Below are 14,710 nucleotides of genomic sequence, written 5' to 3'. Positions count from 1 at the left end.
AAGCCTGAAAGAAGAACCTGGCAGGCTATTGTTTTATATCGCCTTTTTAATCTTGCACCAAAATACATCACAGAAAACCGTGCGCAATCAGGCCAGTTGAACGGCCTGCACCAGCACGGTGCAATCAGTTTTGCAGGCGGCGCGCCAGGCAGGCGAGGATCGGGGCGAACTTCTCCGCCATCTGCTGCTCATCCACGCAGGCATAGCCCAGCAGCAGCCCGCGCCGCGTGGCGCCCAGCAGGTAATAAGCCGACAGCGGGCGCGTCAGTACGCCATTCTGTTCCAGCTCGGCGCTGAGCGCCACGTCATCGATGTTATCCGGCAGCGCGAGGATCAGATGCAGCCCGGCGTTACTCTGCCGGGCAATAAAGCTTTCCCCCAGATTTTCCCGGATAACGCGCACCAACGCGGCGCGACGGCGGCTGTACAACTGGCGCATGCGCCGTACGTGCGCGGCGTAATGCCCTTCTCGAATAAACTCGGCCAGCGTCAGCTGCTCCAGACCGTTACCGCCCCGGTACAGCTCAGAATGGGCCATTTTCATCCGTGCCGCCAGCGGCTTAGGCACCACCATGTAGCTCAGTCGCAGGCCGGGGTAAAGGGTTTTGCTGAAAGTCCCGAGATAAATCACCGGGGCATCGGGTGCCAGCCCCTGCAACGCCGGGATCGGCGTTTCGGCAAAGCGAAACTCGCCGTCGTAGTCATCCTCCACCACCCAGCTGCCAATGCTTTTTGCCAGCGCCAGCAGCTGATGACGGCGTTGCAGGCTCATCACTGAACCCAGCGGGTACTGATGCGAAGGCGTAACGCAAATCAGACGCGGCGGCCGCGCCTCACCGCTCAAGGCGGGCAGCATCATGCCCTGTTCGTCCACCTCGGTCGGCAGCAGCTCAATGCCGTTAACCGCCAGCACGTTGCGGATGCCCCAGTAGCCCGGTTCCTCAATCCACGCCCGGTCACCGGGATCGCAGAGCATTTTCGCCAGCAGATCCAGCGACTGATGGGTTCCGGCGGTGATCAGGATCTGCTCCGGCGTACAGTTAACCGAGCGGATCACCCGCAGATAGTCCGCCAGCGCCTGCTGCAGTGGCAGGCATCCGCCGTGGCCGGAGTAGCTCAGCGCCTCCTCCGGCATGCGGCGGCTGATGCGCAGACGAATTTTGCGCCAGATATCATGCGGCATATGGCTAACGTCCGGTACGCCGGGCATAAATGCGCCCCACTGGTGCCGCCCCGCCCCACTACGTGCCAGCAGGCGCGCCCCCCGGCTGGAGAAGCGCACAAAGTTATACGTCCGCCCGGCGGCTGGCGGCGGGTTATCCACTTCAGGCGCGCTTTCCGGTAACGAATCACAGACGTAGGTGCCACTGCCGGCACGGGTTTGCAGATAGCCCTCCGACTGCAGCTGCTCGTAGGCGGTCAGTACCGTATTGCGCGATACCGACAGGTCTTTGGCCAGATCGCGTGAGGCGGGCAGGCGGCTGCCGGTGGCGATGGAGCCATCCTGAATGGCGCACTGCAATGCATCATACAAACGCTTGCCCAGCGTACCGTTAAGGTTCCGCGCCAGGCGGTGCGCCAGCAGGTCACCGAGTAAGGTTAGCAAAATTGGTTCCTTGAAATTTTAAAAACTGGCTCTGGATTATAAAACCCTGAAAAGGCTAAAAAGCAAGAAGTACCCGGCGTGCGTGGCGTTAATACCCGTCTCAGATAGCATGACAACGGCACACAGAAGCGGCCTGAAGTCACCACGGGGAAAGCCCGCGTCAAATTTTGCTAAGGGATAAACCATGAACAACCGTGAAACAGAAAAACGCCGCCTGAATGCCACCCCACGAGGCGTGGGCGTAATGTGCGATTTCTACGCTGCCAAAGCGGAAAACGCCACGCTGTGGGATCAGCAGGGACGCGAGTACACCGACTTTACCGCCGGCATAGCCGTGCTCAACACCGGCCACCGCCACCCGAAAGTGATGGCAGCGGTCAGCGCCCAGCTGGCGTGCTTTACCCATACCGCTTACCAGGTGATCCCCTACGAGAATTACATCCGTCTCGCCGAACAGCTTAACCAGCGGGTTCCCATCGCCGGGCCGTGTAAAACCACCTTTTTCTCCAGCGGCGCTGAAGCGGTGGAAAACGCGGTGAAAATCGCCCGCGCCGCCACCGGTCGCCCGGGCGTAATCGCCTTTAGCGGAGCCTTCCACGGCCGCACGCTGTTGACGCTGAGCCTGACCGGCAAAGTGACGCCGTACAAAACCGGTTTTGGTCCGTTTCCCGCATCGGTGTTTCACGCCCGATACCCAAATGCGTTGCATGGTTACAGCGTGGAAGATGCGCTGCAGAGCCTGGAAACCCTGTTCAAATGCGATATCAGTCCGCAGCAGGTTGCCGCCATCATCTATGAGCCGATTCAGGGCGAAGGCGGCTTTAATATTGCGCCTGAAGCCTTCGTCAGCGCGCTGCGCAAACTGTGTGACCAGCACGGTATCCTGATGATCGCCGACGAGATCCAGACCGGCTTTGCGCGCAGTGGAAAGCTGTTTGCCAGCGAATACTACCCGGATGCCCAACCTGACCTGATGACGATGGCGAAAAGCCTCGGCGGTGGCCTGCCGATTTCTGCGGTAAGCGGCCGCGCCGAACTGATGGATGCGCCGGAGCCTGGCGGGCTGGGGGGCACCTACGCCGGTAACCCGCTGGCGATCGCCGCCGCGCTGGCGGTGCTGGAAGTGATTGAAGATGAGCAGCTGTGCGCCCGTGCCTTACGCCTCGGCGCGGAGCTGGTAGAAACCCTGAATACCAGCGGCTGCCCGGCGCTGGCGGAAGTGCGCGCGCGCGGTTCAATGGTGGCGGCCGAGTTTAACGACCCACTCAGCGGCAAGCCCTCTGCCGCCATTGCACGCGGCATCCAGCAGCGTGCGCTGGAGCAGGGGTTAATTCTGCTGACCTGCGGCGTGCACGGCAACGTTATTCGCTTCCTCTACCCCCTAACCATCCCCGATGCACAGTTCAAAGCGGCCCTTAATCTGCTCGGTTCACTGTTGCGCGACTGAAACCATCGGGTAACACGAAAACTGCATCGATAAATATAAAACAATCAGAAGGTGAGTATGGTTAAGAAACTGGCAGCAATGACTATCGCCATGTTTGCGCTACAGGCACAGGCCGAGAGCCTGACGGTGGTCTCCTTTGGCGGCACCAATAAAGCCGCCCAGGAGAAAGCGTTCTACAAGCCGTTTACGGCAGCAGGTAAAGGCAGTATTGAAGCGGGCGAATACAACGGTGAAATGGCGCGTTTGCGTGCGATGGTGGAAACCGGCCAGGTCGGCTGGGACCTGGTGGAGATGGAAACCCCCGAGCTGCAACGCGGCTGCGAAGAGGGGCTGCTGGAAACGCTGGACTGGGGCAAGCTGGGTAATAAAGCCGATTTTATGCCCGCTGCGGTCAGCGAGTGCGGTGCCGGGATATTCGTCTGGTTCACCGCCCTGACTTATGACGCCAGCAGGCTGAAAACCGGCCCGAAAAGCTGGGCCGATTTCTGGGATGTCAACACGTTTCCCGGCAAGCGCGCACTGCGCAAAAGCGCGAAATACACGCTGGAAATTGCGCTGCTGGCCGACGGCGTAAAACGCGAAGAGGTTTACCGCGTGCTGGCTACCCCTGCCGGGGTGGAACGCGCGTTTAAAAAACTCGACCAGCTGAAGCCCCATATTCAGTGGTGGGAATCGGGCGCACAGCCGCTGCAGTGGCTGGTATCTGGTGATGTGGTGATGAGTTCGGCTTATAACGGCCGCATTGGCGCCGCACAGGACGAGGGCCATAACTTCAACATTGTCTGGGACGGTGCGCTTTATGATCTCGACAACTGGGCGATCGTCAAAGGCTCAAAACATAAGGCGCTGGCGGAACAGTTTATTGCCTTCAGCAATCGGGCGGAAAACCAGAAAGTGTATGCCGAAAATATCCCCTATGGCCCGACCAATATCAATACCAACCCACTGCTCACCCCACAGCGGCTGAGCAAGCTGCCCACCGCGCCGGAAAACCTCGCCGTCTCGTTGCAGGTCAACAGCAGCTTCTGGCTGGAACACGGCGAGGATCTGGAGCAGCGTTTCAATGCGTGGGCCGCCAGGTAAAAGCCATCAGGGTAGCCCCGGCCGGGTGACAGCGGCCATCAAACCTATAAGGAAGCAGCTATGAGTCAAAACCTCGTGATGGCCCCCTCTGTCCCCCCGACTGACGGGGCGGCGTTGCCCGACCTCCATCAGCGCCTGCGCCAGGCCGATGGGCTAAAAACCCGGCGCTCCCTGCTGCTGATTGCGCCGCTGCTGGTTTTCGTGGTGGTCTGTTTTCTGTTTCCCATCATCTCCATTCTGAGTAAAAGCGTCGATAATCCGCAACTGCATGACAACCTGCCGCAGACCAGTGCCGCGCTGCAACAGTGGTCGGGAAAAACCCTGCCGGACGAGGCGCTGTTCGCGGTCCTTGGGGAAGAGCTTATCGCCGCGCGTAAAGACGGCCGCCTGGCGATCATCGCCAAACGTCTGAGCTACGAAGACGCCAGCTACCGCCGCCTGATTATGACCGCTCCACGGCTGGTGCCCGCCTCCGGCAGCGGGGTGAAAGCGGCTCTGGTCGCCAGACAGCCGTTATGGGGCGAACTGAGCACCTGGCAAACCCTGAAACGCGTGGCTAACCCGGTGACCAGCTACTATCTGCTGTCGGTGTTTGACCGAAAAGTGGACGCAAAAACCGGCGTCGAACGGCCGCTGCCAGCTGACCAGGCGCTGTATGTCAATGTGCTGCTGCGCACGCTGTGGATGGCAACGGTGGTGACGTTGCTGTGTGTCGGCATCGGCTACCCGCTGGCCTGGTGGCTGGCAAAGCAGCCCGCTAACCGCGCTAATCTGTTGATGATCCTCGTGCTGCTGCCGTTCTGGACTTCCCTTATCGTGCGTACCGCCAGCTGGATTGTGCTGTTGCAGTCCGGCGGCCTGATCAATCGCGCCCTGATGGCCACCGGCATTATCGACCATCCCCTGACGATGGTATTTAACCGCATCGGCGTGTTTATCTCCATGACCCATATTTTGCTGCCGTTTATCGTACTGCCGCTTTATGCGGTGATGAAAGGCATCTCGCCCGCCTACGTACGCGCCGCCGTCTCGCTCGGCGCACATCCGTTTGTCGCTTTCTGGCGCGTCTACGTGCCGCAAACCTATACCGGCATCGCCGCCGGTGCGCTGCTGGTGTTTATGATGGCGATCGGCTACTACGTCACCCCTGCCCTGCTGGGCGGGCCGGACGACCAGATGGTGAGCTACTTCGTCGCCTTCTTTACTAACAGCACGATGAACTGGGGGATGGCTGCGGCGCTGGGTAGCCAGCTGCTGGTTATCGTCCTGCTGCTCTATATCGTCTACGTACGCGTGACCCGTACCTCTGCCGAAGCGGCAGCCCATTAAGGAGATTCTGATGCGACAACAAGGCACTCTGATCCTGCGCCTGTGGAAAGGCCTGTTTAACTTCTATGCGGCGGCGGTGTTACTGTTTCTGATTGTCCCCGTACTGACCATCGTGCCGCTGTCGTTTAACGCCAGCTCGTTTCTCAGCTACCCGCTTAGCGGCTTCTCGCTGCGCTGGTATCGAACCTTCTTCCATTCGCAGGAGTGGCTGGGCGCGCTGGGTAACAGCCTGCTGATTGCGCCGCTGGCTACCCTGCTGGCAACGGCGCTCGGGGTGCTGGCGGCGATGGGGCTGGTGCGCGGTGAATTCAGGGGCAAAGGGGTAGTAATGGCGATTATCATCTCGCCGATGGTCGCCCCGGTGGTGATTATTGCCGTTGGCATGTTCTTTTTTTTCGCCAGGCTTTCACTGCTTAACAGCTATCTTGGTCTGGTGCTGGCACACGCGCTGCTCGGCGTGCCCTTTGTGGTGATCACCGTGGTGGCGGTGTTAAAAAGCTACGATACTAATCTGTCACGCGCCGCTGCCAGCCTCGGGGCTTCACCGCTGCGGGTATTTCGTAAGGTGACGCTGCCGCTGATTGCTCCGGGGGTGTTTTCCGGCGCGCTGTTTGCCTTTGCGGCATCATTTGACGAGGTGGTAGTGACGCTGTTTCTCGCCAGCCCAAGCCAGCGCACGCTGCCGATCCAGATGTTTGCCGGTATCCGTGAAAACCTTGACCCCACCATTGCCGCCGCAGCCAGCCTGATGATCGGCGCTTCGCTGATCCTGCTGATCGTCATGGAGATGTTGCGCCGCCGTGGTGAGAAAATGCGCCAGTCCGCTCCGGCACACTGAACCCGTCACCGGGTAAGCGGGTTAAAAGCGATGGTGCGCGCTGGTGGCACCATCGCCGATAGTTACTGCTGGGCGGCGCGCCCGGACTCGTTGTTGCGCGTCAGCCACAGCGACAGCGCCTTCAACGAGTCTGCGGTAAACTCATCGCAGCGGGCGGTGATCTCTTCCGGCGTCATCCAGAAAATTTCATCCACCTCTTCTTCCTGCATCGCAAACGGGCCGTGAGACACGCAGCTGAATAACCCGCCCCATACCCGGCAGTGCGCATCTTCATAGTAAAACTGGCCATGCCCGGCAAACGGCACTGCGGCAATGCCCAGTTCTTCTTCCGCCTCACGCCGCGCCGATGCCAGCATCTCTTCGCCGCTCTGTACCACCCCACCCGCCGTGGCATCCAGCATGCCCGGCATAAAGTCTTTGTTTTCAGTACGTCGCTGTACCAGAATCTTACCCATGCCGTCGTGAACCACGATGTAGGTTGCGCGATGGCGCAAACACTGCGCCCGCATCTGTGCACGGCTGGATTGTGCAATCACCTCGTTATCTTCGTTAACGATATCCACCCACTCCGTGCCCTGATCTTGCTCCACCATCCGTAACCCTTTTTTTGTTCTGGCGCCTGGCGCAAAGTTAAATCATTCGTCTTCGCGCTTGATAGCGCGAGCCGCACTAAATTAATGTGTAACCGCGTATGAAGCAATCTCCAATTTGTGCGCTATCCGTGGTCAGCCAGCCAGCGTCGGCACGCGGCGCGTCAGCGACACCTCCGCGCAGGCCTGCAGCTGGTGATCCGCACTCGCCAGATCCACGCATTTCACGGTAAAAGGCCGTCACTTTTCATTCAGAACAACCTATACCGACATCACATAAGGGCTGAAAAAGTGGGCATCTGACCACAAAACAAGCGGGGGTTAACACATCGGTGCGTCCTCTGGCGTTCTCGCATCAGGAGCTTCCTGTTTACCGATTTTTCCCATCAAGGCAATCCCGGTTGCGTGCGCGGCGCGCAATTCACAACCTCGATCTCCGTGCAGAACTTCACACGCAATTTCGCCAACTTCACCTATGATAAAGGGCAGATGCGCTACTGACTTTTCTGAAAGGATAAACACATGCATATTCTGATTACCGGCGGCACCGGACTGATTGGCCGCCCATTAACTGCCCGCCTGCTGCAGCTGGGCCATCAGGTCAGCGTGGTCACCCGCGACGTCGCCTCTGCCCGCAGCAAACTGGGTGAGCAGGTTAAGCTGTGGTCCAGGCTTGAGCAGCAGCAGGATCTGAATGGCGTTGATGCGGTGATTAACCTGGCCGGGGAGCCGATTGCCGCCAAACGCTGGAGCGACGAGCGAAAGCGCCTGCTGTGCGAAAGCCGCTGGCAGATAACCGAACGTCTGGTCGCGTTGATTAAGGCCACCAGTCGCCCTCCTGCGCTGCTGATTTCCGGTTCTGCCACCGGCTACTATGGTAACAGCGGTGACCAGGTTCTTACCGAGGACGATCCCGGGCATGATGAATTTACTCATCAGCTCTGCGCGCGCTGGGAACAGCTGGCACAGCAGGCGCAGAGTGAGCAGACCCGCGTTTGCCTGATCCGTACCGGCGTGGTGCTGAGTAAAGAGGGTGGGGCGCTGGCGCAAATGAAACTGCCGTTTAAGCTGGGCATCGGGGGGCCGCTGGGCAGCGGCAAGCAGTATATGCCGTGGATCCATCTGGAAGATGCCATTAGCGGCATTTTGTGGCTGCTGGATAAACCTGAGCTGCACGGTCCGTTTAACCTCGTGGCTCCTTACGCGGTGCGCAACGAACAGTTTGCCGCCGCCCTCGGTCATGGCATGCATCGCCCTGCATTTATGCGCACCCCGGCAATGGCGATTAAGCTGATGATGGGCGAGTCTGCGGTGCTGGTACTGGGTGGACAGCATGTGATCCCCCAACGGCTGGAAGCATCCGGCTTCGCTTTCCGCTGGTACGATCTGGAAAAAGCACTGCAGGACGTGGTGTAAGTCCCCCCCGGAAAGGAACCGTTCAGACAACAGCAAGGGGGCAATGATGCGCCCCTTTGCCCGGCCATCCTGGCTTAATCCGCGCCACGCCCCGACTACTTCAATGCCCCCGAGAGAAACTGCTGCAGGCGCGCGCTTTTTGGCTGGCTGAACAGCGCTTCCGGCGGCCCTTCCTCTTCAATTTTGCCCTGATGCAGGAAAATCACATGGCTGGAAACATGGCGGGCAAACTCCATTTCATGCGTGACCACCACCATCGTTTTCCCCTCTTCTGCCAGCTTCTGCATAATACGCAACACCTCGCCGACCAGCTCCGGGTCAAGCGCCGACGTCGGCTCATCAAACAGCAGTACCTCCGGCTCCATCGCCAGCGCACGGGCAATGGAGACGCGCTGCTGCTGACCGCCTGACAGATGCATCGGATATTTACCTTGCGCCCGCTGGTCAATGCCGACTTTGTCCAGATAGTGGATGGCCCGCTCACGCGCCTGGGCTTTGCTCAGCCCCAGCACCTGCACCGGCGCTTCCATGACGTTATCCAGCACCGTCATATGGCTCCACAGATTAAAATGCTGGAATACCATGGTGAGGCGGGTACGCAGCATGCGTAACTGCTCTTTGTCGGAGACTTTCAGCTGCCCGTCGGTATCTCGCACCAGCTTGATGTACTCGTTGTTAACCGAAATCGTGCCTTCGCTCGGTTTTTCAAGAAAGTTAATGCAGCGCAGGAAGGTACTTTTACCTGAGCCGGACGAGCCAATAATGCTGATCACGTCCCCGGCGTTTGCCTGTAGCGAAACCCCTTTCAGCACCTCATGCTCACCATAACGTTTGTGCAGTTCAGTCACGCTTAATTTTTTTTCAGCCATAGTGTACTCAATGTGACGATGAAGGTTTAACGTGCGCCAGCCAGCGTTTTTCCGCTTTACGAAACAGGCTAATCAGCACATAAGAAATAATCAAATACAGCACGGCGGCAATGCCAAAAGCAATAAAAGGCTGATAGGTGGCTGAGTTAATATCACGGGCGACCTTAAGCAGATCCGGCACCGTGGCGGTAAACGCCAGCGCCGTGGAGTGCAGCATAAGGATCACTTCATTGCTGTAGGCGGGCAGTGCGGTACGCAGCGCCGAAGGCATGATAATGCAGCGATACAGCTTAAATGTCGAAAAGCCGTAGGCGCGCGCCGCTTCAATCTCACCGTGCGGTACGGCACGAATGGCACCGGCAAAAACTTCGGTGGTATAAGCACAGGTATTCAGCGTCAGCGCCAGCAGCGTACAGTTCAGGCCGCTGCGGAAAAAGGCGTTAAGCAGCTCCGTACCTTTGACCACTTCCAGCGTATACATACCGGAATAGAACACCAACAGCTGCACGTAAAGCGGCGTACCGCGAAATACGTAAGTGAACAGCCATACCGGGAAACGCACCGCTTTGTGGGGCGAGACGCGCGCTATCGACAGCAGCAGCGCCATACAGCCGCCCAGCACCACGGAAACCACCAGCAGCCACAGGGTGATCGCCACGCCAGAAAAGCGGTAACCGTCGGTCCACAGCAGGGCCTTCCAGTATTCCTGAATAATCTCCATCATAAGTCAGCCCTTTTCACACCCACCGTGTAACGGCGTTCCAGCCACCACAGCACGCCATTGGAGAGCGTGGTAAATATCAGATAGATAATTCCCGCCACAATCGCAAACCAGAACGGTTGCCAGGTGGATTTCCCGGCCAGCTGGGTGGCCTTGACCACATCTTCCAGACCCAGCAGCGATACCAGCGCCGTGGCTTTCAGGATCACCTGCCAGTTATTACCGATCCCCGGTAGCGCAAAGCGCATCATGGCCGGAAACAGAATACGGCGAAAAGTCTGGGAGCGGGTGAAACCAAAGGCGGTGGCCGCTTCGACCTGCCCTTTCGGCACCGCCATCCAGGCACCACGAAAGGTTTCAGTAAAGTAGGCCCCATAGATAAAACCAAGGGTGATAATGCCGGCCACCATCGGGTCGATATCAAACTGGGCGAAACCGAAGAAATCGGTCACCTGGTTAAGCGCAATCTGTAAACCGTAGAAAATCAGCAGCATCAGTACCAGGTCAGGAACGCCACGGATCAGCGTGGTGTAGACTTCAGAAATCACCGCCAGCGGACGGCGGTTAGACAGCCTGGCTCCGGCGCCAATCAATCCAAGTATGACGGCAAACACCACCGAGCTGAGCGCCAGCTCCAGCGTCACCAGCGCGCCTTTAAAAATCACTTCAGAGTAGCCATACAGCATGGGCAATATCCTGTCGTTATACCCGTCATCCCTCACCTTGCCTGGCAATGGCCCGGCTCTTGCGCTTTCACAGCCGAAACCACGCGTTTATATCGCATGAGAATGTTGTCAGCTGCAAGCGGCATGGCGGCAAGATGAGTGATGATGGGTACAGAAATCGTGACTACCAGGCATCAGCCTCACCGGAGTAAACGGTGAGGCCCGCAGACAGGTTTCATTAACCGCCGTACACATCAAAGTCGAAGTATTTTTTCGCTAACTTCGCGTAGGTGCCATCTTTGCGCATTTCATCAAACGCTTTATCGATGGCCGACTTCAGTTCAGGGTTATCTTTGCTCAGGCCAATACCGGTGCCCACGCCAAAGATGTTCTCATCTTTCACCGCCGGGCCGGCAAACGCATAGTCTTTGCCGGCTGGCTGCTTGAGGAAACCTTCGCTGGCAGCGACTTCATCCTGGAATGCCGCGTCGATGCGACCAGCGGTCAGATCCTGGTACACCAAATCCTGGTTGGCATATGGCGTAACGGTGACGCCTTTTGGCCGCCAGTTTTGGTTAGCGTAAGTTTCCTGAGTGGTGCCCTGCAACAGCCCGATAGTTTTGCCTTTCAGCGAAGCCAGCGTTGGCTCAATTTTAGAGCCTTTGGGCGCAATCAGGCGGGAGTTCGCCGCATACAACTTTTCAGAGAAGGCGATCTCCTGCTGGCGTTTAGCGGTAATGGACAGGGAGGAGATAATGGCATCAACCTTCTTTGCTTTCAGCGAAGGGATCAGCGCGTCGAAATCGCTTTCAACGAAAGTGCATTTCGTCTCCATGCGTTGACAAATTTCGTTGGCCAGATCGATATCAAAGCCCGTTAGCTGCCCCTGAGCATTTTTCATTTCAAACGGAGCGTATGTCGGATCGGTACCGATGCGCAGCGTTTTTGGGCCAGCGGCAAAAGCGCTGCCTGCCGCAGTGATGGCCATTAACAGGGAAAGAGCCAGAACCTGCTTTTTCATAGAAACCCCTTTAAGATTAAATTTTTATGCTGTGCGTGATGTCTTTGCGCGGTGACTGACACCGTTTAATTTGCAGGTTTCGTGCCACTTTATGCGGCATCCCTCTATATTTAAAATGCGTTTCACCCGGCGCTGTGTATACGCGGTGTGCTGAGAAACTTATAGCAGGTTTTTGCTGCAGATGAGTGGCAATGTTTCAGGCTGGTGCACACCATGCACAGAAAGCGGTTCAGCTTCTGGATTTGCACCGTTTTAGCGCAGCCGGTCAGGGTTTTGCACCTTGCCAACGCGTAAAAAGGTCATTATCCAGTTGAATATCGAACTGATCGAGCACGCGGTTCACCGTCTGGTCGACAATTTCCATCACGTTTTGCGGACGATGATAAAACGCCGGCACCGGCGGCATGACAATCGCACCCAGCTCCGCTGCCGTGGTCATCATGCGTAAGTGACCCAGATGTAGCGGGGTTTCACGCACGCACAGCACCAGTCGGCGACGCTCTTTCAGTACCACGTCGGCGGCGCGCGTCAGCAGCCCGTCGCTGTAGCTATGGACAATGCCGGACAGGGTTTTCATTGAACAGGGCAGAATAGCCAAGCCGTCAGTGTCAAAGGAGCCGGAGGAGATGCTGGCCGCGATGTCGCGCGCGTCGTGCACCACGTCAGCCATTGCCTGTACGTCACGTACCGAGTAATCGCTCTCCAGCGCCAGCGTCTGACGCGCCGCCTGGCTCATGATCAGATGCGTCTCGATATCGCTGACCTGCTGCAAAATTTGCAGCGCGCGTATGCCATAAATCACCCCACTGGCGCCAGAGATGCCAATAATGAGTCGTTTCATACTCTATCCTTAATAAAAAATGGGCCGGAATCGCTTCCAGCCCATGTTACCTGCTTACACCCCAAAGCGCTTAGCCTTCGTTATGCATTTCCAGGTTTTCTACCTCATTCTGACGCTGCATCGCTTTAGCATCATCATTACGCAAGGATTGCAGATACTCAAGATACTGCTGATCGACATCTTTGGTGACGTAGATACCGTCGAAAACGGAACACTCAAACTGCGAGATATCCGGGTTCTCTTCGCGCACGGCTTCGATAAGGTCGCTGAGATCCTGGAAAATCAGCGCGTCGGCACCGATCAGCTGGCGGATCTCTTCAACTTCGCGCCCGTGTGCAATCAGCTCCGTTGCGCTCGGCATGTCAATGCCATAGACGTTCGGGAAGCGAATTTCCGGCGCGGCTGAAGCCAGATAAACCTTTTTCGCCCCCGCTTCGCGCGCCATCTCAATGATCTGCTCAGAGGTGGTGCCGCGCACGATGGAGTCATCCACCAGCAGCACGTTTTTACCACGGAACTCGGCACGGTTGGCGTTCAGTTTGCGGCGAACCGCGCTGCGGCGCAGATGCTGGCCGGGCATAATAAAAGTCCGGCCGACGTAGCGGTTTTTCACAAAGCCCTGACGGTAAGGCTTATCCAGAATGCGCGCCATCTCCAGCGCGATATCACAGGAGGTTTCAGGGATAGGGATCACCACGTCGATGTCGAGATCTTCCCATTCACGGGCGATTTTGGCACCGAGCTTGGTGCCCATGCGCACGCGGGCGCTGTAGACGGAAATCTTGTCGAGGAACGAATCCGGACGCGCGAAGTAAACATACTCGAACAGGCACGGATTGTACTTCGGGTTGTCCGCGCACTGACGGGTAAACAGCTGGCCTTTTTCCGTCACGTACACCGCTTCACCCGGCGCCACATCACGCAGAAACTCAAAGCCCAACGTGTCCAGCGCCACGCTTTCCGAGGCCACCATATATTCGATGCGGCCATCGGCCATCGGGCGTTTGCCGATAACCAGCGGGCGGATGCCGTTAGGATCGCGGAAAGCCACCAGCCCGTGACCGATAATCATCGCTACGCAGGCGTAAGCCCCGCGTACCTTCTGATGCACCGCAGCAATAGCAGCGAAAATATTGTCTGCTTCCAGCGGGTATTGTTGGAAGCGGTCTACTTCCTGCGCAAAGATATTGAGCAGAATTTCAGAATCCGACGTGGTATTGACATGACGACGGCCGCTTTCGAATAGCGCTTTACGCAGCTCGTGGGCGTTTGTCAGGTTGCCGTTGTGGGCAAGGGTAATACCGTACGGTGAGTTCACATAGAAGGGCTGAGCTTCAGAAGCGCTGGAGCTGCCAGCCGTCGGGTAGCGCACATGGCCAATGCCCATATTACCCTGCATACGCTGCATATGGCGGGCTTCAAATACATCGCTGACCAGGCCGTTTGCTTTACGCAGACGGAAGCAATTCAATGCATCAATGGTAACGATGCCTGCGGCATCCTGCCCACGGTGCTGAAGCACTGTTAACGCGTCATAAATCGACTGGTTGACCGGCATAAAACCGGCGATCCCGACAATACCGCACATATTGATATTTCCTCATAAGCCGCGACCCCGGTGCGATTACCGGGGCAAAAAACTCGACGTGCTTTTCAGGTAATCAAAAAACCACCTGATGATGTAACTGAACTGGGGAACAAGCTGGGACTGCTGCCAGTCCGGGCTTTTGGCAAATCCGGTGAACGTATCGAGAAAAAACAGCATGGCGGAAACAATCAGCACGCCACGTAATGCCCCGAAACAGACGCCCAAAACCCTGTCGGTGCCCGACAGGCCGGTTTTTTCAACCAGAGAACCAATCACGTAGTTGACGATCGCCCCAACAATCAGCGTGGCAACAAACAACAGCGCAATGGCGATCCCATTCCGAACCAGTTGGTCTTCGAATCCTGTGAACCAGACGGCAAGGAAGGAGTAGTAATGACTGGCGACAAAAAAAGCGCATCCCCAGGTTACAAGGGAAAGCGCTTCCCGAACAAACCCACGGATCAGGCTGACAAGAGCCGAAAAACCGATAACCGCAATAATGACGTAATCTATCCAGATCATAAACACTTCCAGTGCCCCTGCCCCGGACTGAATCTTCAGAGACTCAGCCTCAGTTCGCGGCGAATTCTAACAGAAAAAGAAAACGTTTGCGTAGGGGTTTTACCGTGCGGATTCAAATTAACCCCGGGGTTTAAAAAACCGCTGGCGGCGGCCTTTCTCACCCACCCGCGCCCC

Annotated in this window: 14 protein-coding genes; 5 read left to right on the top strand and 9 right to left on the bottom strand. The window is 57.3% G+C overall.

All coding sequences use genetic code 11. From position 1 onward, the window contains the following. Positions 1-124 precede the first annotated feature (124 nt). Positions 125-1,606 (bottom strand): MocR-like pyridoxine biosynthesis transcription factor PdxR, encoded by a 1,482-nt coding sequence (gene pdxR, locus EPYR_RS06365; RefSeq protein ID WP_012667579.1) that lies wholly within the window; start codon positions 1,604-1,606, stop codon positions 125-127. Positions 1,607-1,790: 184 nt separating this feature from the next. On the opposite strand from pdxR, the gene EPYR_RS06360 reads away from it, so the two are divergent. The 4 genes from EPYR_RS06360 to EPYR_RS06345 are packed head-to-tail and all read left to right on the top strand — an operon-like array spanning position 1,791 to position 6,303. After that, a complete protein-coding gene (locus EPYR_RS06360; protein ID WP_012667578.1) occupies positions 1,791-3,053 on the top strand; it encodes a 4-aminobutyrate--2-oxoglutarate transaminase in 1,263 nt (420 codons plus the stop codon). Positions 3,054-3,110: 57 nt separating this feature from the next. Further along, positions 3,111-4,136, top strand: coding sequence for an ABC transporter substrate-binding protein (locus EPYR_RS06355; protein ID WP_012667577.1), 1,026 nt, complete (start codon positions 3,111-3,113; stop codon positions 4,134-4,136). 60 nt (positions 4,137-4,196) lie between these two features. After that, positions 4,197-5,465: an ABC transporter permease gene (locus EPYR_RS06350; RefSeq protein WP_012667576.1), complete on the top strand. Its 1,269-nt coding sequence runs from the start codon at positions 4,197-4,199 to the stop codon at positions 5,463-5,465. A 10-nt stretch (positions 5,466-5,475) separates the two neighbouring features. Then, complete coding sequence (locus EPYR_RS06345) at positions 5,476-6,303, top strand: ABC transporter permease (RefSeq protein ID WP_012667575.1); 828 nt, start codon at positions 5,476-5,478, stop codon at positions 6,301-6,303. A 62-nt stretch (positions 6,304-6,365) separates the two neighbouring features. Here the strand turns inward: EPYR_RS06345 and yfcD are convergent, their stop codons facing one another. Continuing rightward, the gene (yfcD, locus tag EPYR_RS06340; protein ID WP_012667574.1) at positions 6,366-6,896 is read right to left on the bottom strand and encodes an NUDIX hydrolase YfcD; all 531 of its coding nucleotides are present in this window, start codon (positions 6,894-6,896) and stop codon (positions 6,366-6,368) included. Between the two features lie 519 nt (positions 6,897-7,415). Between yfcD and EPYR_RS06330 the strand changes: the two genes are divergently transcribed. Then, positions 7,416-8,309: a TIGR01777 family oxidoreductase gene (locus EPYR_RS06330; protein WP_012667571.1), complete on the top strand. Its 894-nt coding sequence runs from the start codon at positions 7,416-7,418 to the stop codon at positions 8,307-8,309. 95 nt (positions 8,310-8,404) lie between these two features. On the opposite strand, the gene hisP is transcribed toward EPYR_RS06330, so the two are convergent. The 7 genes from hisP to cvpA form a co-directional block, all read right to left on the bottom strand. Further along, entirely contained in the window at positions 8,405-9,178 is a 774-nt protein-coding gene (gene hisP / locus EPYR_RS06325) for a histidine ABC transporter ATP-binding protein HisP (RefSeq protein WP_012667570.1), read from the bottom strand. A 7-nt stretch (positions 9,179-9,185) separates the two neighbouring features. After that, positions 9,186-9,902, bottom strand: a complete 717-nt coding sequence (locus EPYR_RS06320; protein WP_012667569.1) for an ABC transporter permease — start codon at positions 9,900-9,902, stop codon at positions 9,186-9,188. Continuing rightward, positions 9,899-10,585 carry a histidine ABC transporter permease HisQ gene (locus EPYR_RS06315; RefSeq protein WP_012667568.1) on the bottom strand — a complete coding sequence of 229 codons (687 nt, stop codon included), beginning with the start codon at positions 10,583-10,585 and terminating at the stop codon, positions 9,899-9,901. Before EPYR_RS06315 ends, EPYR_RS06320 begins: the two co-directional genes overlap by 4 nt. 217 nt (positions 10,586-10,802) lie before the next feature. After that, positions 10,803-11,585 (bottom strand): lysine/arginine/ornithine ABC transporter substrate-binding protein ArgT, encoded by a 783-nt coding sequence (gene argT, locus EPYR_RS06310; RefSeq protein ID WP_012667567.1) that lies wholly within the window; start codon positions 11,583-11,585, stop codon positions 10,803-10,805. Positions 11,586-11,850: 265 nt separating this feature from the next. Beyond that, positions 11,851-12,426 (bottom strand): UbiX family flavin prenyltransferase, encoded by a 576-nt coding sequence (locus EPYR_RS06305; RefSeq protein ID WP_012667566.1) that lies wholly within the window; start codon positions 12,424-12,426, stop codon positions 11,851-11,853. Positions 12,427-12,496: 70 nt separating this feature from the next. Further along, entirely contained in the window at positions 12,497-14,014 is a 1,518-nt protein-coding gene (purF, locus tag EPYR_RS06300) for an amidophosphoribosyltransferase (RefSeq protein ID WP_012667565.1), read from the bottom strand. A 36-nt stretch (positions 14,015-14,050) separates the two neighbouring features. Beyond that, positions 14,051-14,536: a colicin V production protein gene (gene cvpA / locus EPYR_RS06295; RefSeq protein WP_012667564.1), complete on the bottom strand. Its 486-nt coding sequence runs from the start codon at positions 14,534-14,536 to the stop codon at positions 14,051-14,053. Positions 14,537-14,710: the final 174 nt, after the last annotated feature.

Source organism: Erwinia pyrifoliae DSM 12163, from assembly GCF_000026985.1.
GTDB classification, from domain to species: domain Bacteria; phylum Pseudomonadota; class Gammaproteobacteria; order Enterobacterales; family Enterobacteriaceae; genus Erwinia; species Erwinia pyrifoliae.
The sequence above is the reverse complement of the archived record's forward strand: the minus strand, read 5'-3'. Positions and strand labels throughout refer to the sequence as shown.